18 protein-coding genes are annotated in these 26,332 nt (G+C 46.4%); 4 read left to right on the top strand and 14 right to left on the bottom strand.

The genetic code is table 11. The features are described 5' to 3' along the window. Positions 1-5: 5 nt before the first annotated feature. Positions 6-1,319, bottom strand: coding sequence for an anaerobic C4-dicarboxylate transporter family protein (locus EJA10_RS19950; RefSeq protein WP_125481795.1), 1,314 nt, complete (start codon positions 1,317-1,319; stop codon positions 6-8). 325 nt (positions 1,320-1,644) lie between these two features. On the opposite strand from EJA10_RS19950, the gene EJA10_RS19945 reads away from it, so the two are divergent. After that, on the top strand, positions 1,645-2,922 hold the full coding sequence (locus EJA10_RS19945; RefSeq protein ID WP_125481794.1) for a sensor histidine kinase: 1,278 nt from the start codon (positions 1,645-1,647) through the stop codon (positions 2,920-2,922). Between the two features lie 6 nt (positions 2,923-2,928). After that, on the top strand, positions 2,929-3,840 hold the full coding sequence (locus EJA10_RS19940) for a response regulator (RefSeq protein WP_125481793.1): 912 nt from the start codon (positions 2,929-2,931) through the stop codon (positions 3,838-3,840). Between the two features lie 59 nt (positions 3,841-3,899). Here the strand turns inward: EJA10_RS19940 and EJA10_RS19935 are convergent, their stop codons facing one another. The 13 genes from EJA10_RS19935 to EJA10_RS19875 all read right to left on the bottom strand — a co-directional run bounded on the left by EJA10_RS19935 (position 3,900) and on the right by EJA10_RS19875 (position 24,220). Continuing rightward, on the bottom strand, positions 3,900-5,207 hold the full coding sequence (locus EJA10_RS19935) for an ATP-binding protein (protein WP_125481792.1): 1,308 nt from the start codon (positions 5,205-5,207) through the stop codon (positions 3,900-3,902). A gap of 251 nt (positions 5,208-5,458) precedes the next feature. Continuing rightward, on the bottom strand, positions 5,459-7,258 hold the full coding sequence (locus EJA10_RS19930) for an ABC transporter ATP-binding protein (protein ID WP_125481791.1): 1,800 nt from the start codon (positions 7,256-7,258) through the stop codon (positions 5,459-5,461). Then, a complete protein-coding gene (locus EJA10_RS19925) occupies positions 7,252-8,976 on the bottom strand; it encodes an ABC transporter ATP-binding protein (RefSeq protein ID WP_125481790.1) in 1,725 nt (574 codons plus the stop codon). Before EJA10_RS19925 ends, EJA10_RS19930 begins: the two co-directional genes overlap by 7 nt. 358 nt (positions 8,977-9,334) lie before the next feature. After that, on the bottom strand, positions 9,335-10,954 hold the full coding sequence (locus EJA10_RS19920) for a long-chain fatty acid--CoA ligase (RefSeq protein ID WP_125481789.1): 1,620 nt from the start codon (positions 10,952-10,954) through the stop codon (positions 9,335-9,337). Positions 10,955-11,000: 46 nt separating this feature from the next. Further along, positions 11,001-12,086, bottom strand: a complete 1,086-nt coding sequence (locus EJA10_RS19915; protein ID WP_125481788.1) for a CaiB/BaiF CoA transferase family protein — start codon at positions 12,084-12,086, stop codon at positions 11,001-11,003. Between the two features lie 15 nt (positions 12,087-12,101). Continuing rightward, positions 12,102-13,673: a fatty acid--CoA ligase gene (locus EJA10_RS19910; RefSeq protein ID WP_125481787.1), complete on the bottom strand. Its 1,572-nt coding sequence runs from the start codon at positions 13,671-13,673 to the stop codon at positions 12,102-12,104. A gap of 323 nt (positions 13,674-13,996) precedes the next feature. Then, the gene (locus tag EJA10_RS19905) at positions 13,997-15,151 is read right to left on the bottom strand and encodes a thiolase family protein (RefSeq protein WP_125481786.1); all 1,155 of its coding nucleotides are present in this window, start codon (positions 15,149-15,151) and stop codon (positions 13,997-13,999) included. A 48-nt stretch (positions 15,152-15,199) separates the two neighbouring features. Continuing rightward, complete coding sequence (locus EJA10_RS19900; protein WP_125481785.1) at positions 15,200-16,345, bottom strand: acyl-CoA dehydrogenase family protein; 1,146 nt, start codon at positions 16,343-16,345, stop codon at positions 15,200-15,202. A 20-nt stretch (positions 16,346-16,365) separates the two neighbouring features. After that, entirely contained in the window at positions 16,366-17,889 is a 1,524-nt protein-coding gene (locus EJA10_RS19895) for an acyl-CoA synthetase (protein WP_125481784.1), read from the bottom strand. A 320-nt stretch (positions 17,890-18,209) separates the two neighbouring features. Beyond that, complete coding sequence (locus EJA10_RS19890) at positions 18,210-20,264, bottom strand: sigma-54-dependent Fis family transcriptional regulator (RefSeq protein WP_125481783.1); 2,055 nt, start codon at positions 20,262-20,264, stop codon at positions 18,210-18,212. Between the two features lie 117 nt (positions 20,265-20,381). Next, positions 20,382-22,208: a LysM peptidoglycan-binding domain-containing protein gene (locus tag EJA10_RS19885; protein WP_170169202.1), complete on the bottom strand. Its 1,827-nt coding sequence runs from the start codon at positions 22,206-22,208 to the stop codon at positions 20,382-20,384. Positions 22,209-22,347: 139 nt separating this feature from the next. Further along, positions 22,348-23,115 (bottom strand): 3-hydroxyacyl-CoA dehydrogenase, encoded by a 768-nt coding sequence (locus tag EJA10_RS19880; protein WP_125481781.1) that lies wholly within the window; start codon positions 23,113-23,115, stop codon positions 22,348-22,350. A 187-nt stretch (positions 23,116-23,302) separates the two neighbouring features. Continuing rightward, positions 23,303-24,220, bottom strand: a complete 918-nt coding sequence (locus tag EJA10_RS19875; protein ID WP_125481780.1) for a DMT family transporter — start codon at positions 24,218-24,220, stop codon at positions 23,303-23,305. Positions 24,221-24,499: 279 nt separating this feature from the next. On the opposite strand from EJA10_RS19875, the gene EJA10_RS19870 reads away from it, so the two are divergent. Beyond that, positions 24,500-25,354, top strand: coding sequence for a hypothetical protein (locus EJA10_RS19870; protein WP_125481779.1), 855 nt, complete (start codon positions 24,500-24,502; stop codon positions 25,352-25,354). A 39-nt stretch (positions 25,355-25,393) separates the two neighbouring features. Next, positions 25,394-26,332, top strand: a 939-nt coding sequence (locus EJA10_RS19865) for a hypothetical protein (protein ID WP_125481778.1), incomplete at its 3' end; no start/stop codon positions are given.

The following is a 26,332-nucleotide window of genomic DNA, read 5'->3' as shown; positions in this document are numbered from 1 at the left end:
TGATCTTATAGGACAATGGTGCTCAAAAGAATCCCGATTCCAACTGCCCCGATTGTTGCAACCAGTCCAGGAACCATAAAGCTATGGTTCAAGATATATTTGCCGATACGCGTTGTTCCAGTTCTGTCAAAGTTGATAGCGGCTACCACCGTTGGATAGTTCGGGATGAAGAAATATCCGTTAACTGCCGGGAACATTGCGATCAAAAGTGCAGGATTGATTCCAAGTGTTATTCCGAGCGGCATTAAAGTGCGGACAGTTGCTGCCTGGCTGTACAGAAGAATGGAGAGAGCAAATAGTGCAATCGCAAACAACCAAGGAGCTGCAGTGACCAAGTCAGATATCGAACCAGAGATCAGCCCCATATTTCCCTGGAAGAATGTATCACCCATCCACGCAATTCCGAAGATTGCTACTACAGCAGCAGCTCCTGCTTTAAAGACGCTTCCTGATACAATTTCTTCTACTTTAGGTTTTGCAAAAATAATGATCATTGCCGCAATCGTCAGCATGACAATCTCAATCGCCGCTGGCATGCTCATTCGTGTAAATACGCCTTCGATTTCCCATCCGGGCCGCAGTTCCTGGAAAGAACCAAGAATAACAACCAGAACGGCTGCCAATAAGAATAGGATGACCGATAGTTTTGCACCCTGGTTAGGAACAAAGGTCTTTTTATCCTTCTTGATAGGAGCAAGACCCTCTTCCAGACGTTTTAAATATTCAGCGTCCATGTTCAGTTCCTTGCCCATTTTACTTGCAACGAATGCAGCTGCCATACACGCAAGGAAGGTGGAAGGAACACAGATCAACAGGATTTGCATTAACGTAATATTGAAGTCTGCGAGAAGTGCCAGCAATGCTACTGTTGCGGCTGAAATCGGACTGGCTGTGATTGCCTGCTGTGAGGCAATCACAGCAATCGACATCGGACGTTCAGGACGGATGCCTGATTCTCTTGAAACCTCCGCAATAACCGGCAATACAGAGTAAGCTACATGGCCGGTACCTGCACAGAAAGTAAAGATATACGTTACCATCGGTGCGATGAATGTGATCCATTTAGGGTTTTTCCGTAATGCCTTTTCTGCTAGGTAAACAAGGTACTCCATTCCGCCGGCTGCCTGCAATGCACCAGCGGCAGTAATGACGGCCAAAATCATCAGCATGACATCAATTGGCGCTGAAGTTGGCTGAAGTCCAAAGCCAAAGACGAGGATTCCAAGCCCGACGCCCCCCATAACCCCTAGACCGACGCCGCCAAGACGGGCACCTATGAAGATGCATATCAATACAATTAAAAATTGAATCCAGAACATGATTGATTACCTCCTCGGTAATGTTTTTAGTTGGTGTTCATCCATCATTTCATTCCTGTTATTTCCGTGGACACCTGCTTTCTATCTATTTGTGAAATATTTCACATTAGAAACGATTGATTGATTACCCTTCACCGCAACTATACAATTCGACCTACCAAAAACTACAAAAAGTAACAAGTTCGTTTTGGTTCTTAATAATTTTGTCATAATTCATTTCAGGCTCGGCATTTATGTTCGATTACAATAAAATGTGATAAGCTCGTAAAATAAGAAACTCAGGATTTTTCTTCCAACATAGAATGAAGCTAAAGGATGTGCCGTGATGAAAGAAAGGCTGTTAATTTATCTGGTGATCGCCCTCGCTGTTCCTATTGGAGGAGAGATGAAATTTTATCCTTTCGAGGGTGACATGAGGGTCAGTTTAGGAACTCCTGTCTTTTTCTTCATTTTATTGTGGTCCCGTAAATTGAACCCGCTTCTTGCTGGTCTCGTTTCAGGATCGTCAGTAGTGGCTTTTCGAAGTGCTTTATATATGCTTGTCGAAGATCCTTCGCTGCATGGCCAAATATTTCTCCTGCACTTCCCAGTCTTCTTTTATTATCTGACTTTTGCATTATTTTTCTATTTCTTCAAGATTTACAGACTATACAGCACACCATTTTTAGTTGGCCTCCTTGGGGTAATGATTGAAATCATTTCAAGTATGGCTGAAATTTTTGTACGTTCCTTTTTTTCCAACATTCCAATCACTGCGAACACTTTCATTACTATTGGAATCATAGCCATTATCCGCAGCTTTTTTGTTTTGGGGTTCTTTAATATTTTTGTCATCAGGGAAGCACGTCTGGCCGAAGAACAGCAGCGCAAACGAAATGAGCAGATACTTTTGCTGATATCCAATCTCTACGTGGAAATGATTCAGTTAAAAAAGACTATGAAAAATGCCGAAACGGTTACGGCTGATTGCTATGGCTTCTATCGCACGCTCAAAAGCCTTGATTATAATGACTTTGCCAAAAATGCTTTGCAAATTGCAGGAGAAATGCATGAAATCAAGAAGGACAACCAGAGGATTTATGCTGGTCTATCAAAGTTAATGGACAAGGAAAACTTGAGCGACTTTATGGATATCAGTGAAATCGTAAATGTTGTTGTGACCTGCAATACTCGATATAGCAGCTCACTTGGCAAATCAGTTGAATTAAGAAGTGATATTTCAGGCACACATCCTCCTTACCATACCTTCATGCTGTTATCTGTGATTAATAATCTGGTCTCAAACGCGGTTGAATCCATTGTGGATACAGGGGTGATCATGCTGAAGGTTTGCAGGAATGAGGATAGGATTATCATTCAAATAGAAGACAACGGACCTGGAATTGGCGGCAGGAATAGGCCTTTGATCTTCGAACCTGGCTTTACTACAAAATTTGATTTTGCTGGCGCTGCCTCAAATGGGATTGGGCTTTCCCATGTGAAAAATGTAATTGATCACTTAGATGGCAGTATTGAACTTGAACAGGAAAATAACAATCAAGAATTCGGCACCATTTTCACAATTAAACTGCCCGTTACTAGTTTAAGCGAAAAGAGAGGGTGAGTTCAGATGAGATTTTTTATTGTGGATGATTCATCATCTATCAGGGCAATGCTTTCAAATATTATTGAAGACGAGGAACTTGGCACAGTTGAGGGCGAGGCTGAAGATGGTTCAGAAGTGTATGCTGATGTTCTGGAAGCAAAAAATATTGATATACTGTTAATCGATTTGTTGATGCCAAACAGGGATGGCATTGAAACCATCAGAGAGATTGGCCCCTCATTCAAGGGGAAGATCATTATGATATCGCAAGTTGAATCAAAAGAGATCATTGGTGAGTCCTATAGCCTGGGGGTCGAATACTATATAACAAAGCCAATTAATTCGATTGAAGTAACGAGTGTCATAAAAAAGGTCAGTGAGCACATGCTTCTGGAAAAGTCACTTCATGATATCCATAAGACACTAAATGTGCTGCCTAACTTTCAGCAAAAATCCACGAAAACACCCAACAGCCTCTCCATTGTTCCCTCTGGTAAAAATATTCTTATGGAACTGGGAATTGTAGGTGAAAGCGGCTATAAAGACCTCTTGGACCTCATAAGCATCCTCTATGATTATGAGAAAAAAGGAATAAGGGAAACCCCTGCCCTGAAGGAACTATTCGAAGAGTCGGTGTACAAACGTCTGGGGAGGAATATCTCTCCGGCTGAAGTCAAAAAAGAAACAAAGGCTGGAGAACAGCGAGTCAGAAGGGCAATCATGCAGTCACTGGAACATATCGCATCACTTGGACTACTGGATTACTCAAATCCCAAGTTCGAACATTATTCTGCTACTTTCTTTGACTATACACAAGTCCGGATGAAAATGATGGAATTGGAAGGAAAGACAGAAATCTGTACAATTCCCCCTCGTTCCAACATTAAAAAATTCCTGCAGGCACTTTATATGGAGTCCCGGATGAATATCCGATAGTCACTTTGTATCAGGTCTTAAATATTCCTGAATAAACACAAAAAGCCTAGATCATTTTTCTAGGCTTCTTTGACAATGATTTCCGGTAGGTCAATCCGAGGTTCCTCTTCTGTTGGAGTTTTTTTCTTTGAGGGCAGGATCACCGTGACTTCCGTGCCGACTCCTGGTTCACTTTTATATGAAATGGTTCCACCCATGGCTTCGATAATCTTGATGGAAACAGATGTCCCGAGGCCAGTGCCTTTGTCTTTTGTTGTGTAGAATAATGTTCCTAGCCTGGCGAGCTGCTCACTGTCCATTCCTTTCCCTGTATCGGAAACGACAATATAGGAATAGTCTCCGGCTGAAGCCTGGCTGATTACGACCTCCCCGCCTTCATCGGTTGCTTCTATTCCATTTTTAATGATATTGACGAGGGCCTGTTTCAGCTGATTGCGATCTGTCTTCACATACACACCCCATTCCAGCTGGACATTCACCTGGACTCCCTCTTTCGCGGCGAAGGCTTCGAGCAACAAAGTGACTTCTGTCAGAAGTTTCGCCAGTTCCGCATCCTCCAATTTCTCAAACTGCGGCTTTGCAAAGTTCAGATAGTCATTGATAATCGATTCTGCCCTGCCAAGTTCAGTCAACACAAGGCTGAGATAATAATAATTGTCCCCTTTTTCCTGTTTGTGCATCATCTGCAGGAATCCTTTGACCACTGTCAGCGGATTGCGGATTTCATGAGCAATGGATGCAGCCAGCTCTCCCAATGTATTCAGTTTTTCTGCCCGCAGGATTTCCTTCCTCATCATTTCTTTTTCAATCAATGATTCATTGAGAATGACTGCAACCCACACAGCAAACACCTGTATCGCACCAAATATTGCTACATTCATCATGATCCGGTTTGTATCTTCAGCAGTTGCCTCATTGATAATGATATTGGCCACGAGAATCACCAGCATGACAAACGTAGGCCAAAAGCCGACGAAAACCGCTGTTCTTATCCTTTTCTTTGCATCGAACTTCCAAAACTTTTTCATGAAGAGGGAAGGAACGATCGTAGCCAGAAAACCACTTGCGTACCCAAGCAAAAGGTCTCCTCCCATGAAACTCCTGGTTGCCAGATACGACACCAACACCATCCCGCCTGCAATCGGACCGCCATAAAGGAAGGCCAGCACTAAAGGAACGTATCTCAGGTCCCAAAACAAGCCGCCTTCTTCGTATGAAAACACAAGTGACAAAAAGACGGAAATACTTTGGAACACGCCGCATAGATAAGGGGATTTCCTGATATTCTTATTCTCAAAAAAGAGACTCTGGATAAACACAGGCATCAGGATAATCAATACATTTAACAGGAGTTTCTCGGCGAGCATCTTATCTTCTCCAATCGAAGAAATTATAAAGCAGAATGGCCTTACTTAAAGACCGAACGAATGACTCGTAGCATGCAACCTTCTTCCCTATAAAAATACGACAAAGTTTTCATGTTATCCTCTATTCCCCGGGAAATTTGTCATAAAAGAACAAAAATCGCAAGCGCCCTGGTCAGCCCCACAAAAACGCTACATCGAAGGGCAACGGGGGCAACCACGCTAAATAAAAATAGAGAAGCCCAGGGGCCTCCCTATGTGTTCATCAATTGTTTCTTTTCCAGCTGGCTCGTATAAAGGCTGTGGTAAAAGCCTTTTTGTTCAAGGAGCTCCTCATGGCTTCCTTTTTCAATGATTTGCCCGCTATCGATGACGATGATTTGATCTGCGCTCTTAATCGTGTTCAATCGGTGGGCAATGATAAAGCTCGTTCTTCCTTTAAGCAGTTTCTGAAGAGCTTCCTGTATTTTAAGTTCTGTTATCGTATCGATGCTGCTAGTCGCTTCATCCAGGATCAGGATCGATGGGTCTGCAAGTATGGCCCTGGCGATTGACAACAGCTGTTTTTGCCCCTGGCTGATGCCGGCATCATCCTGGCTTAATTCGGTATCATAGCCTGCAGGCATTCTTGTGATGAAGGAATGGGCATTCGCTGCCCTGGCTGCCTGCTCGACTTCTTCATCTGTTGCATCGAGCCTACCGTAGCGGATATTATCCCTGATACTGCCCTGAAAAAGGAATGAATCCTGAAGGACAAAAGCCATTTGCATCCTCAGGCTCCGGCGGGTGATGCTCCTGCTGTCTGTATCATCAATCAGGATTATTCCGCTATCCGGTTCGTAAAAGCGTGAAATCAAATTAATAATGGTAGATTTCCCTGCACCGGTCGGTCCTACCAGTGCGACACTTTGGCCAGGTTCAGCTATAAATGACAGGTTTGATACCGTATCCCCGCCTTTCTCATAGGAAAAGGAAACACCCTTGAACTCTACCTTCCCTTTTATGTCTGGCAAGGCAGCAGCATCCTTCTCATCAATGGCTTCCTCGTCTGTATCAATAATATCAAATACCCTGTCAGCACCTGCTACCGCTGACAGCAAGGTGTTGAATTGATTGGATAGATCATTCAGTGGTCTTGTGAACTGTCGTGAGTATTCCGTGAAGATGACGATTGTCCCAATGGAAACATATCCATTGAGTGCAAAATAGCCTCCTACTGCTGCGACGAGCGTGAAACTCAGGTTGTTGAGCATATTCATCAACTTGGGAATGAAGCCGGTAAACGTCTGGGCCCAATATCCGGATTGCTTCAGCTGCTCATTTTTGACCCGGAATTCTTCTATAACCTTAGGCTCTTGTGAAAAAGACTTTATGATTTTCTGACCGGAAATGGTCTCTTCAATATAACCATTCATTTCTCCAAGCCTTCGCTGCTGCTCCTTGTACAGCCTTCCTGTTCGGCTGGTAATCCACTTCATCCCTAGGAACATCAATGGCACAATGATCATAGTCACCAGTGTGAGCAGCGGGCTCAGCCAAATCATAACAACCAGAGTGCCAACCAAAGTCAGCAAGCTCGAAAATATCTGGATGACCGAGGAATTCAACGTTGCACTTACATTTTCGATGTCATTGGTGACCCTGCTCATCAGTTCACCATGCTGCCGTTTATTGAAAAAATCAATCGGCAGCTTATGGAAATGGGTAAACAGCTGTTTCCTCATCGTATATACAGTCTGCTGGGCAATTCCAATCATCCAATAGCTTTGCAGCCACAAAGAAATGGAGTGCAGGCCATAGACAGCTGCAAGCCCCACCAGCAGCCAGATAAAACCGTCGGTCGACGCTGCAGCGAAATACTCATCAATCCCCCAGCCTATCAAGAATGGTCCAAGCAGGCCAAGGGCAGAACTTGCAACAACCATTAGAAGGACAAGGATCATCAGGCTTTTGTGGTCCGCAAGATACGACCATATTCTCAGGATTGTTTTTCCCAGGCCACTCGTGCTGGTTCTTTGCTTACCGGATGTTTTTGCTTTTTGCTTTTTTAACATCCTGCCTTCACCTCCCCAAACTGGGATTGGTAAATAGCCTGATAAAGGGTGGAGGTTTTCAATAATGAATCATGGTCTCCAGAATCAATCAAGGTGCCATCGTCCAGCAGAAGGATTTTATCCGCTTCTTTTGCCGTGCTTATTTTTTGTGTGATGATGACAGTTGTACATTTATATTTGCTTAAAGCTTCTAGCAGCTTTGCTTCCGTATTCAAATCGAGCGCACTCGTACTGTCATCAAGCAGAAGGATTTTAGGATTTTTGATCAGCGCCCGCGCAATTGATAAGCGCTGCTTTTGCCCCCCTGAAAGATTCACACCTTTTTGACCTAGAAGCGTATCGTACTGGTTTGGCAGCTTCATGATTGTTTCATGGATCTGCGCGCTTGCAGCTGCCTCGACCATTTCTTCATATGTAGCATCCTCTTTGCCCCAAGCGAGGTTCTCCTTGATCGAGCCAGTGAATAACATCGCTTCCTGCGGCACATAGCCTATTCCTTCCCTTAATCTCTTTAGCTTCATTGCTTTTATGTCCTGGCCATCAATTCGCACTACCCCGTCCGTAACATCATAAAGTCTGGGAATAAGCTGGAACATCGACGTCTTTCCTGCACCTGTAGCTCCCAGTACCGCAACCGTTTCTCCTGCCCGGATGCTAAAGGATAAATCCTGGAGAATCGGAATTGACATATTTGGAAATGTAAAAGATACGTTTTCAAATTCAATTTTCCCGTCTGTGATCCTGTTTTCTTTGCGGCTTTCAGCGGTATCCTGAAGATCAATTTCCTCATTAAGCACATCGGTGACGCGTTCTGCTGAGGCTTTGGCACGTGATAACACCATGATGATCCACGAAAACATTGAAAAAGCATTTGTGATTCTTGCGGCATAGTTGACGATCGCTACGACTTCACCAACAGAAGCCGTCCCAGTCTGGACCTCTATTTTTCCAAACCAGAGGACAGCGATGATGGTTAAATTCATGAACAGCAGTAAGACTGGAATGGTCACCTCTGTCACTCTCAGGGCATATACCGTTTTGTCCCTAAGGTTATCGTTGGCTGTTTCAAATCTTGTACCTTCATGGTTCCCCCTGGCAAAAGCCTTGATCAGTCTCATGCCGACAAGGTTTTCGCGCATGACGCCATTTACTTTGTCCAGCCGCTTCTGGACAGTTTTGAATAGGCCAGCCGCCTTGGTCATAATCCAGATAAGGAATAATAAAAGAGGCGGGATGATGATAAAAAACGCAATCGCCAGTTTGAAATTGACAAGCATCGCCATGACGATCCCCCCAATGACAAGGAGCGGCGCCCGCATGGCGATTCTCAGGCTCATGAATAAGGTATTCTGCAGCTGTGTTACATCATTCGTGATCCTGGTAATCAGTGAAGATGAGGGAAAACTGCTGAAATTCGCAAACGAAAAAGCCTGGACCTTGGCAAAGAGCTTCTCGCGCAAATCATATCCAAAGCTCTGGCCTGCATGGGCTGCAATGAAGGAATTGGTTATGCCTGACGCAAACGCCAGGAAGGAAAGCCCGAGCATGACACCGCCCCACTTTATTACAGTGTCGAGATCCCCTGCGACGATTCCATCATCGATAATCTTTGCCATCAGCAGCGGCTGAACCAGTTCGACCGCCAGTTCAACAAGCATCAAGCACAACGCAGCCACAATTGGGATGCGGTAGGGTTTTACAAACGAAAAAATAGTCATGAAGACAAGCCTCCCAGTTGAAACCACCTGAAATTATTTCGACCTTCGAATTTTATATCTTCTATAATACCTCTTTTGATGAATTTTTTGAATTGAAAGATAAAGGAATTGAAAAAAAAACTTAAGCTATTAATTAATCCGGTATGTCAAATTAGTATATGAAATTGAGCAAATATATTTTAGACATTTTTCTTTTCTGATGGGTTCGAAATGTCTATTAAATCTTTTTTAATAGACATTTTTATCTTATGAGCGCTATAAAATGTCTATTAAACTCTTTATATTGGACATTTTACCTCGTCCCAGCTTTTCTAGGCATGTAAAAAACCGGCTGCTGATTTGCAGCCGGCCTTCCTGGTTAGGAGTTCTGGACTAAATGGTCCTTCAACTGGTCTCTCAAAGCGCGTTTGAGGAACTTGCCGACGGATGTTTTCGGTATTTCCTCCATGAACACGACGTCATCTGGCAGCCACCACTTGGCGAACTGTGGTGCGATAAAGTCGAGCAGTTCCTGCTTATCTACCTTATTTTTATAAGGCTCTTTCAAGACGACGCAGGCAATCGGACGTTCCTGCCATTGCTGATGGGGTACGGCAACGACGCTGGCCTCAAATACGGCTTCGTGTGCCATTAAGGCGTTCTCGAGGTCGACTGATGAAATCCATTCCCCGCCGCTTTTGATCAGATCCTTCGTCCTGTCGACGAGCTTGATAACACCCTCTTCGTCCACCGTCGCAACATCACCGGTGTACAGCCAGCCATCGCGGAAGGCATCTGCAGAACGCTCATCCTTGTAATACTCATCGGCAATCCATGGTCCGCGGAGAAGGAGTTCTCCCATTTCCTCGCCATCCCACTTCACTTCGCCATTTCCGCCTATGACTTTCATTTCAAGCCCTGGCACAAGGAGCCCCTGCTTTGAGCGAATGTCGAGAATCTCTTCTTCATCCAGTCCTGCCTGGTAACTTTTCAGGCGGGAGACCGTCGCAAGCGGGGTCGTCTCGGTCATCCCATATGCATGCAGGAAAGGAATTTTGTATTTCGTTTCAAACGCCTTGATCATTCCGCGCGGGGCAGCAGACCCTCCGCAGACAATCGACCTCAAGGAGGACGTATCGTAGCTTCCTTTTTCAAGTTCATTTAACAAACCGAGCCAAATCGTTGGCACACCCGCGGTAAAAGTAACCTTTTCCTGCTCAATCAGCTCAGCCAGAAGGGCAGGAGTGAACAGTGGTCCTGGGAGAACCTGTGTGGAGCCGAACCACGTTGCCGCAAATGGCATTCCCCATGCATTGGCATGGAACATTGGCACCACTGGCAGGACAACGTCTGTTTCGGATAGGGCAGCTGTATCGGCCAGTCCGAATGCAAAGCTGTGCAGGACAATGCCTCTATGCGAGTAGACCACGCCCTTTGGGTTCCCTGTCGTAGCGGAAGTATAGCACATTCCTGCTGGATCATTTTCGTCAATATCCTTGACGAATTCAAACTCAGGGCTTGCCTCACGGAGCAATTCTTCATATGAATAAACTGGTTCAAGTGTCGTTTCCGGAAGTTCATTTTTGTCGGTCATGATGATGTACGCTTCAACTGTTTTAAAGTTGTCTTTGCAGCGTTCAATCAGCGGAATCAAGTCTTCATCAACCAGCATCACCTTATCTTCGGCATGGTTCACAATATAAGAGACATGCTCTGGTGACAGGCGGATATTGATGGTGTGAAGGACAGCTCCCATTCCGGGTGCTGCGAAATAGACTTCGAGATGGCGGTGGTGGTTCCAGGCAAATGTACCCACTCTGTCGCCCTTCTCAACCCCAAGCTTCTCCAATGCGCTTGCAAGCCGGCGTGTTCGTTCACCAATCTCCTTATAAGTGAATCGGTGAATACCCGATAGCGTCCTGGACACTACCTGCTTTTTCGGGAAAAACTTTTCTGCTCTTTCCAATAGTGATCCTACTGTCAATGGAACATTCATCATACCGACATTTCCCCTTCCGCTTTATAAAAATAGTAACCTTGTTTATTTAATTTTTCCTGCTGCCCGCACTAAGCCATTCTTTCAAAATCTCTTCGGTTTGTTCTCCTTTTTCCGGTGGGCTTATTCCCTCTTTTGCTTCCAGGTCTCCATGCATTTTAATTTGGCCACCCGGCAGGACGAAATCCTTTTCGCTCCAGTAAGGATAATGAGCCAGCTCTCCCGCTTCAAGGACAGGCGTGAGGCAGCAGTCCACCGTCATGCCAAATTTGGCCCACTCTGATAATGTTTTGCTTTTAAACAAATGGACCAGTTCGCGATAGATAGGATTCGTTTCCTCAGGCCGTGAGTAATGAGCCTGCAGCCAATCCTCCCTGCCATTAGCCTGGCAAAAATTGTGCCAGAACTTCGGTTCCAGAGCTCCAAGGCTGACATAGCGTCCGTCCTTCGTTTCATACAGGCCATACCCGATTACGGTTCCGTTCAGCACAGAAACCCCATGCTGATAGCCTGTTTCTCTTTCGATCAGGACATGGTTCGCCATCAATGACGCCATGCTGTCAGCAATGGAAAGGCAATGATAGCTGCCCTCGCCCGTTCTGGCTCTTGCCACTAGGGCGGCAAGAATCCGCTCGCTCGCCGCCATTCCGCCAAGATAATCTGAAAAAGTATGGGATGGGTGGACCGGCCTGCCGCTGGAATCCTTCATCTGGGCAAGCGCTCCGCTCAAGCTCATATAATTCAGGTCATGACTTCCGAAACTGGCCATATCCCCGTCCTTTCCGTAGCCTGTAACCGAACAGTAGACGATACCCGGGTTCCACTTTTTCACATCTTCATAGCCAAGTCCGAGCTTTTCCATTACTCCCGGCCTGAACCCTTCCACTGCTACATCTGCTCTGGAAAGCAAGTCGAGGGCAAGCATTTTCCCTTCTTCATGCTTGAGATTGATGACGATGCTTTTTTTGCCGCGGTTATGAGCTTCGAAGACGTACCCTTCTCCCGTATTCCTCGCAGGGTCTCCTTCGGGCGCTTCGACCTTGATGATTTCTGCTCTCAGTTCTGCCAGCCTCAAAGTCGCGAATGGTCCCGGTATATAATTTGTGAAGTCAATAATCTTGATTCCGTCTAACATAATTGATAATCCTTTCTAGGACGGCTGCCCTTTTGAAAACAGTTCTTCCATTTGCTTTCTAAGCATGAACTTCTGGATTTTCCCGCTTGCATTCCTAGGGAGTGCCTCCACAAACAGGTATTTTCGCGGCCGCTTGTAGTTGGCAAGGCTGGCGCTGTTCCTGCACCATTCATCGAGTTCTTCATCTGTCACTTGTGGGTCTTTTTTTACAACAAAAGCGGTGACCGTCTCACCCCAGCGGTCATCCGGCTGGCCGACAATTGCCACATCCAGGACGCCTTCATGGGCATGAAGCACATCTTCTACTTCACGCGGATAGATGTTTTCGCCGCCACTGATAATCATGTCATCCACCCTGTCCTTCACCCACAGATAACCTTCTTCATCCAGGTATCCGATATCCCCTGAATGATACCAGCCTTTGTACATCGCTTTTTCAGTTGCCTTTTCCCGATTGAAATAGCCTGACATCATGCATGGACCCTGGACAATGATTTCGCCGCTTTCGCCAGGCGGCATGACATCCTCCGGATCGGAAGGACCATCCTCGTTCGGTCTTACGATCCTGATTTCATGGTTTAAGCAAGCCTGCCCTGCAGCACCTGCTTTGGTCAGCTGGTCTTCCTCGGAAAGGAAAGTGATGGCTGGTCCCATCTCCGTCATCCCGTACGCCTGGACGAGCTTAATCCCCAACTGGTCATGGCAGGCGTGAACAAGCGATGGTGCCATTGGAGCCGCACCATACAGGCCCAGCTTCAGGCTTTCGATATTATAGTCTTCCAGTTTCTCCTGAAGAATCATGTTCCACATCGTCGGCGCTGCGAAGAATTTCGTAATTTTTTCAGAGTCTATCAATTCCAGTACCTTCTTCGGTACAAACTGGTGAAGAATGACATTTCTTCCGCCAACATGGACCCTCGGAAGGAATGCACAATGGAGTTCTGCACAGTGGAACATCGGTGCTGTCACGAGGCCAACATCCTGCGCGCCCAGCTTTGTGGAACCGATGACGATCAGGCTCTGCTCCACCATATTTCTGTGCTTGTGCAGGACACCTTTTGGGCGGCCTGTCGTCCCGCTCGTATACATGATCGCGTACAAATCGTTTTCATCTACCTTTATCTCAACCGGTGCCGAATCGGCGTTTTGCACTTTTTCATGATAGCTTTGGGCATAATCCGGAGTATCCTCGTCGATGTACCAAAAGGCGATTTGCGGAAAGCGGCTTTCGATGGACGAGATGACCGGCTCCACCGCTTTTTCAAAAAGAACCACCTTCGGCTTGGCGTCACTGAGGATAAAAGCGACCTCTTCCCCCATCAGCCTGAAGTTGATTGGATTGAAAACCGCTCCGATTTTTGCACAGGCAAAGAAGGCTGTCCCCAATTCCTCGGTGTTGAACGTGAAAGTCGACACCCGGTCTCCCTTCCTCACGCCTTCTGCCAGCAGCGCATTGGCCAGCCTGTTCACCTCATCATTCCATTCACTATACGTAAAGCGGACATTTTTGCGGACATCATAGAGAGCTTCCTTGTTCGGGAATTTCATTACCGTCAGGTCAAAAATTTTGCCGATCGTTGTGCTCATTTACATTCCTCCTATTGGTAAAAATGTCTCTGTGCTGCTTTACCTCATGGATGTGTGTTCCCTCTTACTAGATTGATAGTTTAATAATATTTTTTCGCCTGGCTGAAGGGTGTTGGTGACCATTTTCATCTGCATGGTTCGATTTTAGGGCGCCAATAGCCTTCATTGGTGACCTCTTTTTCCGCTTCAGACGTTTTTTGGGCGCCAATAGGCTTCATTGGTGACCTCTTTTTCCGCTTCGGGCGTTTTTGGGACGCCAATAGGCTTCATTGGTGACCTTTTTTTGCGATTCGGGCGTTTTTTGGGCGCCAATAGCCCGCATTTCAATCCAATCTCTCAATAATGGTTGCGTTTGCCATGCCGTGTCCTTCACACATTGTCTGCAGGCCATAGCGTCCACCTGTGCGCTCGAGTTCGTGCATCATTGAAATCATCAGGCGGGCACCGCTCGCTCCAAGTGGATGGCCCAGGGCGATGGCTCCTCCGTTCGGGTTCAGTCTTTCCGGATCGGCGCCTGTTTCCTTCAACCATGCCATCGGGACAGGGGCAAAGGCTTCGTTGACTTCAAACACGTCAATGTCTTCGATCTTAAGTCCAGCTTTTTTCAGTGCTTTTTCCGTCGCCGGAATTGGCCCTGTCAGCATCAGGGTTGGATCGGATCCGACCACGACTCTTGTGTGGACCTTGAAGCGAGGTTTCAATCCAAGCTCCTCAGCTTTTTCGCGGCTCATCAGAAGAATGGCTCCTGCACCATCGCTAATCTGGCTCGAGTTGCCGGCATGGATGACGCCATCTTCCTTGAAGACTGTTTTCAGACCAGCAAGTACTTCAGGTGTCGTCCCTTCTCTCGGACCGGAGTCTTCTGACAGCCATGTTTTTTCACCATTTTCGAGAGTGACCTCAATTGGCATGATCTCTTTTTTAAAATAACCCTCTGCCTGGGCCCTGAGAGCACGGCGGTGGCTTTCGGCTGAGAACTCATCCAATTCTGAGCGAGTGAAACCATATTTCTCAGCAATCCGCTCTGCCGAAATGCCTTGATGGATCATTTCATACTTCTCTCTTAGCTTAGGGCTAAAGGGATCAGCCTGCTGGTAATTGGAGCCCATCGGGACACGGGTCATATTTTCCACACCGCCAGCAATGACGACATCCATGTCACCCGCCAAAATCGCCTGGGCAGCAAAATGGACTGCCTGCTGGCTCGATCCGCACTGGCGATCAAGTGTGACCCCAGGCACTTCAATCGGGAATCCGGCAGTCAATGCCGCAACCCTGGCAATATCCCCCGCTTGCTCTCCACTCTGGGTCACGCAGCCGAAAATCACATCCTCAACAAGACTGGCATCGATTCCTGCTCGCTTTACCACCTCTTCCAGTACCATCGCACCCAGCTCATCTGACCGGATCTCCTTTAATAACCCTTTCCTCCTGCCAACTGGCGTCCTGACAGCCTCGATTATCACAACTTCTCGCATTTCCATCTTCCTTTCTGTTAACCGGCATCTGCAAATGATTCTTCTATTCTATAATCCAAGGTTTTTCGCAATGATTGTTTTCATGATTTCGTTCGTCCCGGCATAGATGCTGGCAACCGGTATATCGCGGAACCTTCTCGCAATCTCGTATTCTTCCATGTAGCCGTAGCCGCCATGCAGCTGCATGCATTCCAAGGCAATTTTTCGCGCGCTGTCTGTCAGCTTCCACTTTGCCATCGAAACTTTCGTGACGATGTCTTTCCCTTCGATATGCTCGGCAATCAGCTGGTCGAGGAAGGCTCTTCCCATTTCAATTTCCGTCGCCATCTCAACAATCTTGAACTGGGTGTTCTGAAACTTGCTGACCGGCTTCCCAAACGCTTCCCGGCTCTTCACATAGTCAATCGTCTGTTTCAGCATGACTTCTGAGGCTGTTTGTGCGGCAATCGCGACAAGCAGACGTTCTTGCTGAAGCTTTTCCATCAGGTAAAGGAAACCCTTCCCTTCTTCACCAAGCAGGTTTTCCTTAGGGACTCGGCAATCCTCAAAAATCAATTCAGCTGTGTCCTGGCAGTGCAGTCCCACTTTGTTCAGCTTCCGTCCACGTGAAAAACCTGGTGCATCCCGCTCGACGACAAGGAGGCTCACTCCTTTATGCTTCGGGTTTGCCTTTGGATCGGTTTTACATGCGACGACAATCAGGTCTGACTGGATCCCATTCGTGATGAAGGTCTTTTGGCCATTCAAGATGTAATGGTCACCATCGAGGACAGCCGTTGTCTGGATGTTAGCAAGATCCGACCCGGTTCCAGGCTCGGTCATCGCAATCGCGGTGATGATTTCACCTGTCGTGCATTTTGGCAGCCAGCGCTTCTTCTGCTCCTCTGTTCCATACGCAGTGATATAGGGCACGACGATGTCATTATGAAGCCCTACGCCAACAAGTCCTGAACCAACCCGCTCCAGTTCTTCATTGATGACAACAGCGAAACCCCAATCCACCTCACTGCCGCCGTATTCCTCATCGATATCCGGGCACAGATAGCCTTGCTCGCCCATCTTCTCCCAGAAGGAGCGCGGAATCATCCGCTCCTCCTCCCAATGATCGTAAAAAGGATAAGCTTCCTTTTCTAAAAATTTTCGTAAAGACCTGCGGAAAATCTCATGGTCATCCGTTAAATAAGGGTGCTTCATTCTTGTACCTCCCCTTCCTCTTACAGCTTCACTTCATTCAGTTTCTGGCGCAGCTGGTATTTGAGGATTTTTCCAGAGGCATTCCTCGGGAGTGCTTCCTCGATAAAAATTCTCCGCGGCACCTTATATCCCGCCAGTTTTTGGCGGCAGAAAGCTTTAAGCTCCTGCTCATCAACGACTGCCCCTTGCTTTGGCACGATCACGGCTGATACGGCTTCACCCCAGACTTCATCTGGAAGTCCGATGATGGCTGCCTCCAGGACGGATGGGTGTTCATAAAGAACTTCCTCCACTTCAATGGAGTACACATTTTCCCCTCCGGAAATGATCATGTCCTTTTTCCGGTCGACCAATGTGATGAAGCCTTCTTCATCAATCGTAGCCAGATCGCCTGTATACAGCCAGCCATCTTTGATTGTTTTCGCCGTCTCCTCCAGTTTTTTGTAGTATTCCTTCATGATGGACTCCCCCTTGATGACAAATTCCCCGACTGCACCTGGTTTGATGTCCTTCCCTTCTTCATCGACCACTCTTGCTTCGGTCAGGAATGCGGCCTTGCCGCCTTTGCCAAGATGATTTTTATGTCCATCAGGTCCCAGGAGGATTCCGCCTGGCCCGGCTTCTGTCAGCCCGCACAGATTGTAGAACTGGTCTGTCCTGAACAGCTCCATGCTTTTGCGGACAAGCTCTGGAGCCATTGGTGCAGCGCCATAGCCGCATCTTTTTATCGAAGAAAGGTCGTAATCGGAAGCATTCGGCACCTGCAGCATAAAGTTATACATCGCCGGCACGCCGAAGAAGTGAGTGATTTCATGCTCCTGAATCGCTTCGAGTGTTTTTACCGGATGGAAGTCACGGTGGATGATATGTGTTGCCCCGAGGACCACACCGGAAATCAGGAACAGATTAAGCTGTGCCGAATGGAACAGCGGGGCGATATGGAGAAACCGCTCCTCCTGGTTGATTCCCATGCTGATCATCATCGTCAGGCCGACATTGAACACCCGCTTATGGTCGAATAAAGCTCCTTTTGGTTTCCCGGTCGTTCCTGATGTATATAAGATTTCAAGGTCATCATGATCTCCGACCTCGACTTGCGGATTATCCGTGTTTGCCGTTAACACACTATTGAACGAATGATGCCCGACCGTTGTCGGTGTGCCGGTTGTGATCACATGCAAGACCTGTGTCCCTTCCCGGGCGGATGTAATGATATCCTCGAATTCCTCATCACAAACAACTATTACAGTGCCAGACTGTTCGAGTATGTAATGGACCTCAGAAGCTGTAAGTCGAAAATTCACCGGGACGATGACAGCACCAATTTTAGCTGCCGCAAAAAAAGCAAAAACGAACTGATCCGAGTTTTTCATCATCAAAGCCAGTTTTTCGCCTTTTACGATACCCATATTGAGCAATCCATGAGCCAGCCTGTTCACTTCCTCATTAAACTGACGGTAATTATACTTCCTTCCCTCACACTCAATTGCCAGTTTCTCCGGTGTTTTCCTTGCATTCTGTGCTAAAAAAGAACCAATATCCATACTCGACTTCCCCCTTGCATTCATTTTGGAAACGCATACATATTTCTATATGCAATAATTATGCCAATTTTCCGAAAAAGAGAAATGCATTTGTACGAACATCTGAGAAAGTTTTCTCAGTGATGAGTGTCCAATTTCTGGATACTCATTTTGGACAGTAATACAACTGGGGAGACCGGAATAACGAGAGATGTAGACGGACAGTAAAATCAGTTGCTCCCCATTTCTTGTCCGTCACGTCCACTGCTAGTCTTCATGTTTATTTCCGTAACGCTTCAAAATTGAATACACGAGATGAAAAATCAATGGAACCAGAAATCCTAAACCGGCAGCTGGTATTTTTTTATTTTTTCGTAAAGACCGGAGCGGCTGATGCCAAGCAGTCTGGCAGCCTGTGCTTTGTTGCCGTTCGTTTGGGAGAGTGCTTTTTTGATCGCACCCAGTTCTGCGTCTTCGGCAAGGCTGACTTTGGGTTCAAACTTGTTGGGAATCTGCGAGATTAAATAGTCAGGCAGATCTTCGAGCTGGATTTTTCCATGCTCGGCAAAGGTCATGGCGCGTTCGAGGACATTCCGAAGTTCACGGACATTTCCCGGCCAATCGTAGCGCAGCAATGCTGTTTTGGAATCAGGCGAAATCCCGGTGATGCTCGTTCCCAGCATCGAATTCAACTCTTTCATCAGACCATTGATCAAGTGTTCAACATCATGGACCCGCTCCCTCAGAGGTGGAATGTTCAGGGAGATGACGTTCAGCCGGTAGTACAGGTCTTCCCTGAATTCTCCTTGCTTGACCATATCTTCAAGGTTCCGGTTCGTTGCGGCAACGATCCGGACATCGACCTTCACCCTGACATTTCCGCCTACCCGGTAAAATTCCCGCTCCTGCAGGACCCGAAGCAGTTTTGCCTGGAGGGCAAGGGACATATCGCCAATTTCGTCGAGGAAAAGTGTGCCTCCATTTGCAAGATCGAATTTCCCGATTTTCCCGCGCTGCTTCGCTCCGGTAAAGGCACCTTCTTCATAACCGAAGAATTCAGATTCCAGCAGATCCTCCGGAATGGCGGCGCAATTTACGACGACAAATTTGCCATCGGTACGGGCGCTGCTGTTGTGAATCGCGTGGGCGAACAGTTCTTTCCCGGTGCCGCTTTCCCCGCGGATCAGGACGGTGGATCGGCCCCTTGCTGCTTTGGCTGCACTCTTCTTTAATTTTTCCATATAAGGATCCTCGGTGAAAATATGCTCCCAAGTAAACCTTGCAGACTCGGATTTTTTCAATTGCTGATGATAGAAGCTTGCCTTATTCTCGGCCTTCTGCAGCTTTTTGAACAGCTCGCTGACCTCGTTCAGCTGGCGAAACATTACCTTGCCAATCGCCCCGATGACCTTGTCTTCTTTTTTGATTGGAATACGGTGGACGATATATTTAATTCCGTTCAGCTCGTGAAAATCACTGACTTCAGCTGTTTCTGACTTGAAGACTTTGCCCAGCTCCAGCTGAGGCAGCACTTCTTCCACCGGCTTATGCAATACGTCGGATTTTTCAAGGTTGAACAGTTCCAGCATCGGCGGGCTTACCATCGTCACTTTCTTACTTTCATCGGCCATGAGGATCCCATCGTAGGCATTCTCGAGTGCTGCTTCGATCGTCAGCTTCAGCTTTTTGACCGATTCGAGCTCCTCCGCCATCTTTTCCACTTCAGATAGGTCCTGGAATAACAGGATTTTTCCTTGCTCATGGGTGACGGTTTCATAGGAAGAAATATGGAGGATGGACTTGAATTCCTCATAATGATAATGATGAAGTGCAGTCCCTTCGTTCAGCAAGCCAGGAAACACTTCCCCGAGCTGCCTGTTTAAAATTGAATCCACCAGGCGGCCGCTGATTTTTGAAAAAGCATCATTGGCGTAGATGATTTCCATCTGCCCATTCGTCATCAGAACACCTATATTGGAATTCTTCAGGATCGTTTCGAGTTGGTCTTTCAGTGTGCTGGCCGCTTTCAGCAGGGCGACAACCATATCCGTTTTTGTCAGCAGACCGATCACCTTGTCACCCTCATCAAGCACGACTCCTGTCCCAACCTTGCTCGTTTTGACGATCTCCTCAATTTTACGAAAAGGAGTATCCACCCTGATCGACCTTACTTCCTTCTTTATGTATGGTTGGATCTTTGAGGCAAGGGAATGACCATCCATGATCATCTGATAAAGCCCGCTCCTTGTAAAAATACCATGGAGGTTGCGGTCGCCATCAGTTACCGGCAGCAAGTTCCACTTTTTCTCTTTGAAAAGGAGAATTGCCTCTTCAAGCGTAGTCTCTTTCGTAATTAAGCAGTCAATTGGCGTTACAATATCCTTGAACCTGAGCAACCTATCCCTCCTCTCTGTATAAATATCTGAATATTCAATCTCATATCATTCATTATAAAGCACGTTTCCTTTATTGAACATAAAAAACCTGCTCCGAATTCGGAGCAGGTTTGAAACTTACCGAGGAATGGTCAGCTTCTGGCCGACCATCAGATATTTTGCCGGGTCGAGATTATTGGCTTTTACGATTGCATCAATCGTAGTCCCGTATTTCACGCTGATTTTCCAGAGAGTGTCACCGCTGACCACTGTATGGATGACAGGCTGGACAGCCGGCGGTTCTGGATTCGTCGCTTCAGACGGAATCGTAATCTTTTGTCCAATGTACAAGTGCTTTGCTGGATCAAGATTGTTTGCCTTGACGATGGCATCAATGGTTGTGCCATACTTTTGGGCAATTTTCCAAAGGGTGTCCCCTGATTGGACCGTGTGGATGACAGGGTCACGCACTGGTTCAGGTGAACCTGCTGCAGGCACCTTCAGTTTTTGCCCAATATACAAGTACTTATTTGGATCAAGATTATTCAATCTTACAATTTCAGAAATGGTCGTGTTGAACTTAGCTGCGATTTTCCACAGAGTATCCCCGCTGACCACAGTGTATTCAGTCGTGTTTGGAATATTTGGTGCAGTCGTTTCAACGACAAGTTCCACATCACTTGCATTGATTGTCCCTGATACACCTTCCTTAACAAGGACGTGGTATTTTCCAGATTCAATCGTTTCAGATATCAACGGGAAGGTATCACCTTTTACGGCAGTATAGCCCTGTCCCATTGGGTCAATGGAAAGGCTCGCTGTATCCGTAATGACCCTGACTCGTTTTTCAGGCTGAAGTGCTTTAATTTCATATCCGCCTTCATATTTTACAGTGTCCGTAAAAGTGATGTAACCAGAATTTGCTCCCTCAATGACCTGAACTTTTATGAAGTAGTTCCCGTTTACCGCTTTGCCTCCCATAAAGTCGGTTCCGTTCCATTCAAGGGTATGGGTTCCCGCTGGGAAGGTCTGTTCGTTGACGACTTTATTTACATGAGCGCCTGCTGCATTGGCAATAAAAATGGACAGCTTAGCTGGTTCTGCAAGTGTAAACTGGCCGGATGCCTTATCATTCACACCGTCGCCATCCGGACTGATGGTATCAGAGTGGAAGACGGCATTCGTGACGACTTGTTGCAGTCTCCATTGTGGGATATCATAATCGCTGTCCTTAATTGTCACGGTGCCTGCTTTTATTCCGGATGGAGTAGTTGCAGGATAATTGAAGGCCGTTTCAATATATTTGAAATGGATTTCATAGCTGCCATCCTGGACGATCCTGCCCATTTTATCCGTACCATTCCAGCTCACTGAATGGCTGCCAGGCAACAGCTTCGTTTTACTTCCTGTATAAATTTCGGCTCCATTCTGCCAGATGACCAGCTGAACTTCAGCGGGACGATTCAGGTTGAAAGGTATCTTGACTGTTGATGCGCCGCCATATGCTGGTGAGAAAACGGCAGGATTCACAGATACCTGGTCAATCACCGGTTTTGGATTGGGTTCTGAGACAACTGTCAGTTTTCCTAGCGGGTAACCGCTCAACTGGTTGTAGCCCTGGTCTGTCATATAAGCCTTCAGCTGGTATTCCCCTGCAGGCAATGGAGTTTTCTTCGTATCATCCCATGGCACCCAGTCCACCTTGTGAACCGTTTTATAATCCATGGTAGAAAGATTGATCTTCGTCTGGACACCATTGCCTACCGCTAAAATATACCCTCGTGTTGGCTCGCTTGTTTTCAGCTCAAAAGAAACATACCCAGGCACGCTGTTTCCCTGGTACGCAACCGTTCCAGTTGACTGGCTGAATGATGTGATTTCTGCCATTGCCGATGCGAATTGCGGGCATGATATGATCACAGCCAACAGTAATAGTATGAAAATTCTAAAAACTTTTGTTGTCACTCTCGTTGTCCCCTGTTCTCTTAAAATGTTATATTGCAAAAATATCATATTCTTTTTCAGGGTTTTCAACAACGCGAAATTATTTCCAAGGAATCATAAAAAAACCCTTCCTGTAAAAGGAAAGGGCTTATAGTATGAGTTACTTCGGCTGCATCCGGATTGCACCGTCCAGGCGAATTGTTTCACCGTTTAACATTGTATTTGTGATAATGCTTTCTGCAAGCTGCGCATATTCCTCCGGGAAACCCAGCCGCTGCGGGAATGGCACCATTTTACCGAGGGAATCCCTTGCATCAGCTGGCAGGGAATCGAACATTGGAGTATGGAATAAACCCGGAGCAATCGTCATGACTCTGATTCCATACGAAGCAAGTTCACGTGCTATCGGCAGCGTCATGCCGACAACCCCGCCTTTCGAGGCACTGTAAGCTGCCTGGCCAATCTGCCCCTCAAAAGCAGCAACCGAGGCAGTATTAATGATCACACCACGCTCTCCGGCTTCATTCGGCTCGTTTTTGGACATTTGCTCAGCAGCAAGCCTGATCACATTGAAAGTGCCGATCAGGTTAATTGAAATCACCTTTGAGAACATATCCAGTGAATGAATTCCTTTGCGGGAAAGCAGTTTTGCCGCGATGCCAATACCGGCGCAGTTAACAACCGTATTAACTGAACCGAAGGTCTCGATTGCTTTATTGACCGAAGTCGAGACCTCTTCCTCACTCGCAACATCTGTTTTTAAAAATACCGCCTGTTCACCTAGCTCTTCAACGAGAGAGCGGCCGCGTTCTTCAGACAGATCGAGAATCGCAGCCTTGCCTCCATTCTTCACTATGCGTCTGACCGTTGCTTCACCCAGACCAGATGCTCCACCCGTTACAATCGCCCTTGCTTCATTCATTTTCATAAGTAAGACCTCCACTTTTCATAGATTCTTACATATATATGAAGCAAGAATCGTGCCAAACCCGATTCACTTGAAAAATAAGGGTGACCGACAGGAGTGTGTACAGAATCTGGACAGTTTTTTAAAAATCCGGACACATTCCTGCTGAAAAAATGCAGAGCCTGTGGCCCTGCATCTGAGTTTCCTATTAAGCTGCATTCCGTTTTGCCCGGCGCTTCAGCATCAATTCCTCCAGTGCACCTGAGCCGAAGATTACCCCGGATACGATGAAAATCAGCCCCAGGAGATGCGAAGACGTGATACTTTCTCCCAGGAAAATGGCTGCGAACAAGATGGAGAGGAACGTATTCAAGTTAAGGAAAATCGACGCCTCAGCAGGTCCCGCCTGGCCAATGGCATAATTGTACAGCATATGTCCAATTGCGGTGGCAAAGACAGCCGATGCGAAAAATATACTCCACAATCCAAAAGTGCCGCTCCCTAAACTGGACAAACCGTTAGGCTCCTTCCAGAGTCCGATGATAAACAATAGCACGGAACCGAAGACAAGCATATAGCCTGTCAACAGACGGGGGTCAAGGGTTTTTGCTGCCTTCGAGATGATAATAAAACTGATCGCCTGTGAAAGAATCGACAGGAATATATAAAAATCACCGAGCGACATCCCGGATATCCCTGTGCTGCCTGCCAGCACCGTCAAGGTTACCCCTATCCCTCCGAAAATAAAGCCAAGCGTCCGTACGAATGTAAGCTTTTTGCCGAGAAATAAGATGGCCATCAAGGCGGTCAGCAATGGTCCCAAACCGAGGATCAAGCCTCCATTGACTGCAGAGGTTTCAGTCAAACCAACGCCCAGAAAGAGATGATGCCCCGTGACATTCAGGAGTCCTCCTCCTATTATATAGGTCCATTCTTTCCGGGATGGCAGCCGAACTTTTTTAAAGAAATAAAGAATGATAAAAACCGAGACTCCCGCCGTGAAGACACGGAGTGAAGTAATTGTGATCGGCGGAAAGTTCCCGACAATTACCTTCAATGCCGTTACATTCAGCCCCCACAGAATCATAGTACCGGCCAGAATCAGATATATTCTAAGGTTATTCATGTTGTATCCTTCTTTCATTTAAACGATTAAAGCATACCTATCATTCTACTCCTTTTTTATAAAAGGGCAAGAGAAAGCAATTCCATGTATTTTCCACCCGAAATAATATGTACCAAAAACAAAGGATAATTGGAGCAGTTATTTTCGTATCTTTTTCATAGCTTGCTAGGTGAAAAGAACGGTTTATGATAAATTCCTCCAAAAACCGACAAAAAGAGGTTTAAAATTCAGAATGCTATTCCTGAAAGCTCCAATAACGCTTTGAAAGGAGGTGAAAGGATGCACTTCCGAAAACTGATCATTACTGGTTTCATTGCTGGTGCTGTCATGCTGGTGCCTGACCTTGCTTTTGCAGAAAAAGGGAACAATGCCGGAAAGTCTGAACAGGTTGCATTGCCAGATAAGGCGGTAAATGGCCTGCCAGGAGAAAAATCTCCTAATAGACAACAGCAGGTAAAGAAACCCGAGGTCCAAATGCAGGTACAAAAGAAGCCTGTAAACCAAAGGCCTGTCCAGGCAAAACCTCCAACAAATCCTGCTGACGCAGCAAAGTCCAATGGGAAAGCACCATCCATTAAGAAAAATGAAAAAGCAGCCCAGCCTTCGAAGGCTACACGAGTCAGTAAGGCGAAGCCTAATCAGCCAAAAAAGACAACAAAAACCAGCAATAAAAGTGCTTTAAAATCCATACATAATGAGGTTGAATACGCAACAAATACAACGCGTATCACACCTGGATTGAAGGATAAGGTTGAGCTGCAAAAGGACTCCACTGTGACACCAGTCATTGAAAAGAAGACTGTCACAGTGTCGCCAGTCATAAAACCTTCTCATGAGAAGAAAGATCATCAGGAATCATCATCCAAAAATGAGGGATATCCAAAAGGCGATAACCTGCCTAATCCTCCTTCACGCTCGAAGGCTTCAGGGGGGCCTTCCGGTGACAGGACAAGCTTTGGAAATACAAGCACGTCATTCACTGATAAGTGGTTCATCTGGAACGAGTCATACTACTTAACTCTCATCCAGCCGTACACGTCACGAATTGTTATATACCGAAGCCAGTGGGTCAATGCCCCTCCTTCACCGCCGCCCCTCCAGGCTCCTGATTTTTTAACGTATTCCGCAGCATAAGCCACGGGCACGATACTAAATTAGGGAGCGAATTTGAAAATGAATAATACATTTAATGGAACGAAAGTTGTTAAGTCATTTATTTTAGCGGGAGTATTGTCGGTCGGAGTGCTTACAGGAGGCCAGTTCACACAAGCTGCAGGTCCTGAAAAAGTAAAGGTTGAGCAAACTCATAAAGCAAAATCTGTAAAGGTGCAAACTGCAGATACTAAAAAGCCGTCTGTAAAAGCAAAACCTGCAGTTCCAGCAAAGCCAGCTGCCAAAGCTGAGCCAAAAGCAGCACCAAAAGCTGAAAAGAATGAAAAGGCAGTGAAAGAAAAAGCAGCTAAATCACAGGCTAGCATCTATGCAAGCGAGACTGCCAAAAAGCACGCTGCACCAAATGCAGCTGTTCATGGAAAAGCAGCTTCAGCTCCAGTTGAGGAAGTACCAGCTGAAGAAACAGTTACTCTTGAACCAGTGGTTGAAGAAGTAGAAGTTGTTGAACTCGAGCCAATCGTGGAAGAAACGGACTCCGAAGAAACTGTTGAACTTGAAAGTGATGTAGCTGCAAAGCCAGAAGAAGAGGATGAGAAACCTGAGCTTGATACTAATGTAAAAAAGGAAGATGAAGAAGACGAAGAAGATTCAGACACTGAAAACATCGACCTTAACACAGATGCAACTGTGAAACCAGAAGATGAGGAAGACAATGACTCTGAATCTGAAGAAATCAAGCTTGATAAAGATGCAACAATCAAGACTGAAGAAGATGAGGATGCAGATGAAGAAGAGGAAACTGATGAAAAAGTAAACCCTTCTGCTGCTAACAAAATCAATTCTCAGGCTTATGAGCATGCAAGCGAAACAGCTAAAGAAAACGCTGCTCCTGGTTCAGCTGTCCTTGCTGTAGAGGCTGCTGAAGAAGAAGTTGTTGAAGAAGACGTGACTGAAGAAGACGCTATTGAAGAAGACGCTACTGAAGAAGACGCTACTGAA

The sequence above is a fragment of the Mesobacillus subterraneus genome (assembly GCF_003937825.1).
GTDB lineage: Bacteria > Bacillota > Bacilli > Bacillales > Cytobacillaceae > Mesobacillus > Mesobacillus subterraneus.
This window is presented reverse-complemented; position numbering and strand designations above follow the sequence as displayed.

Bases quoted from the DNA above. Each gene is read 5' to 3' on its own strand.
- EJA10_RS19950 (WP_125481795.1), bottom strand. From the start codon at position 1,319: ATGTTCTGGATTCAATTTTTAATTGTATTGATATGCATCTTCATAGGT.
- EJA10_RS19945 (WP_125481794.1), top strand. From the start codon at position 1,645: ATGAAAGAAAGGCTGTTAATTTATCTGGTGATCGCCCTCGCTGTTCCT.
- EJA10_RS19940 (WP_125481793.1), top strand. From the start codon at position 2,929: ATGAGATTTTTTATTGTGGATGATTCATCATCTATCAGGGCAATGCTT.
- EJA10_RS19935 (WP_125481792.1), bottom strand. From the start codon at position 5,207: ATGCTCGCCGAGAAACTCCTGTTAAATGTATTGATTATCCTGATGCCT.
- EJA10_RS19930 (WP_125481791.1), bottom strand. From the start codon at position 7,258: ATGTTAAAAAAGCAAAAAGCAAAAACATCCGGTAAGCAAAGAACCAGC.
- EJA10_RS19925 (WP_125481790.1), bottom strand. From the start codon at position 8,976: ATGACTATTTTTTCGTTTGTAAAACCCTACCGCATCCCAATTGTGGCT.
- EJA10_RS19920 (WP_125481789.1), bottom strand. From the start codon at position 10,954: ATGATGAATGTTCCATTGACAGTAGGATCACTATTGGAAAGAGCAGAA.
- EJA10_RS19915 (WP_125481788.1), bottom strand. From the start codon at position 12,086: ATGTTAGACGGAATCAAGATTATTGACTTCACAAATTATATACCGGGA.
- EJA10_RS19910 (WP_125481787.1), bottom strand. From the start codon at position 13,673: ATGAGCACAACGATCGGCAAAATTTTTGACCTGACGGTAATGAAATTC.
- EJA10_RS19905 (WP_125481786.1), bottom strand. From the start codon at position 15,151: ATGCGAGAAGTTGTGATAATCGAGGCTGTCAGGACGCCAGTTGGCAGG.
- EJA10_RS19900 (WP_125481785.1), bottom strand. From the start codon at position 16,345: ATGAAGCACCCTTATTTAACGGATGACCATGAGATTTTCCGCAGGTCT.
- EJA10_RS19895 (WP_125481784.1), bottom strand. From the start codon at position 17,889: ATGGATATTGGTTCTTTTTTAGCACAGAATGCAAGGAAAACACCGGAG.
- EJA10_RS19880 (WP_125481781.1), bottom strand. From the start codon at position 23,115: ATGAAAATGAATGAAGCAAGGGCGATTGTAACGGGTGGAGCATCTGGT.
- EJA10_RS19875 (WP_125481780.1), bottom strand. From the start codon at position 24,220: ATGAATAACCTTAGAATATATCTGATTCTGGCCGGTACTATGATTCTG.
- EJA10_RS19870 (WP_125481779.1), top strand. From the start codon at position 24,500: ATGCACTTCCGAAAACTGATCATTACTGGTTTCATTGCTGGTGCTGTC.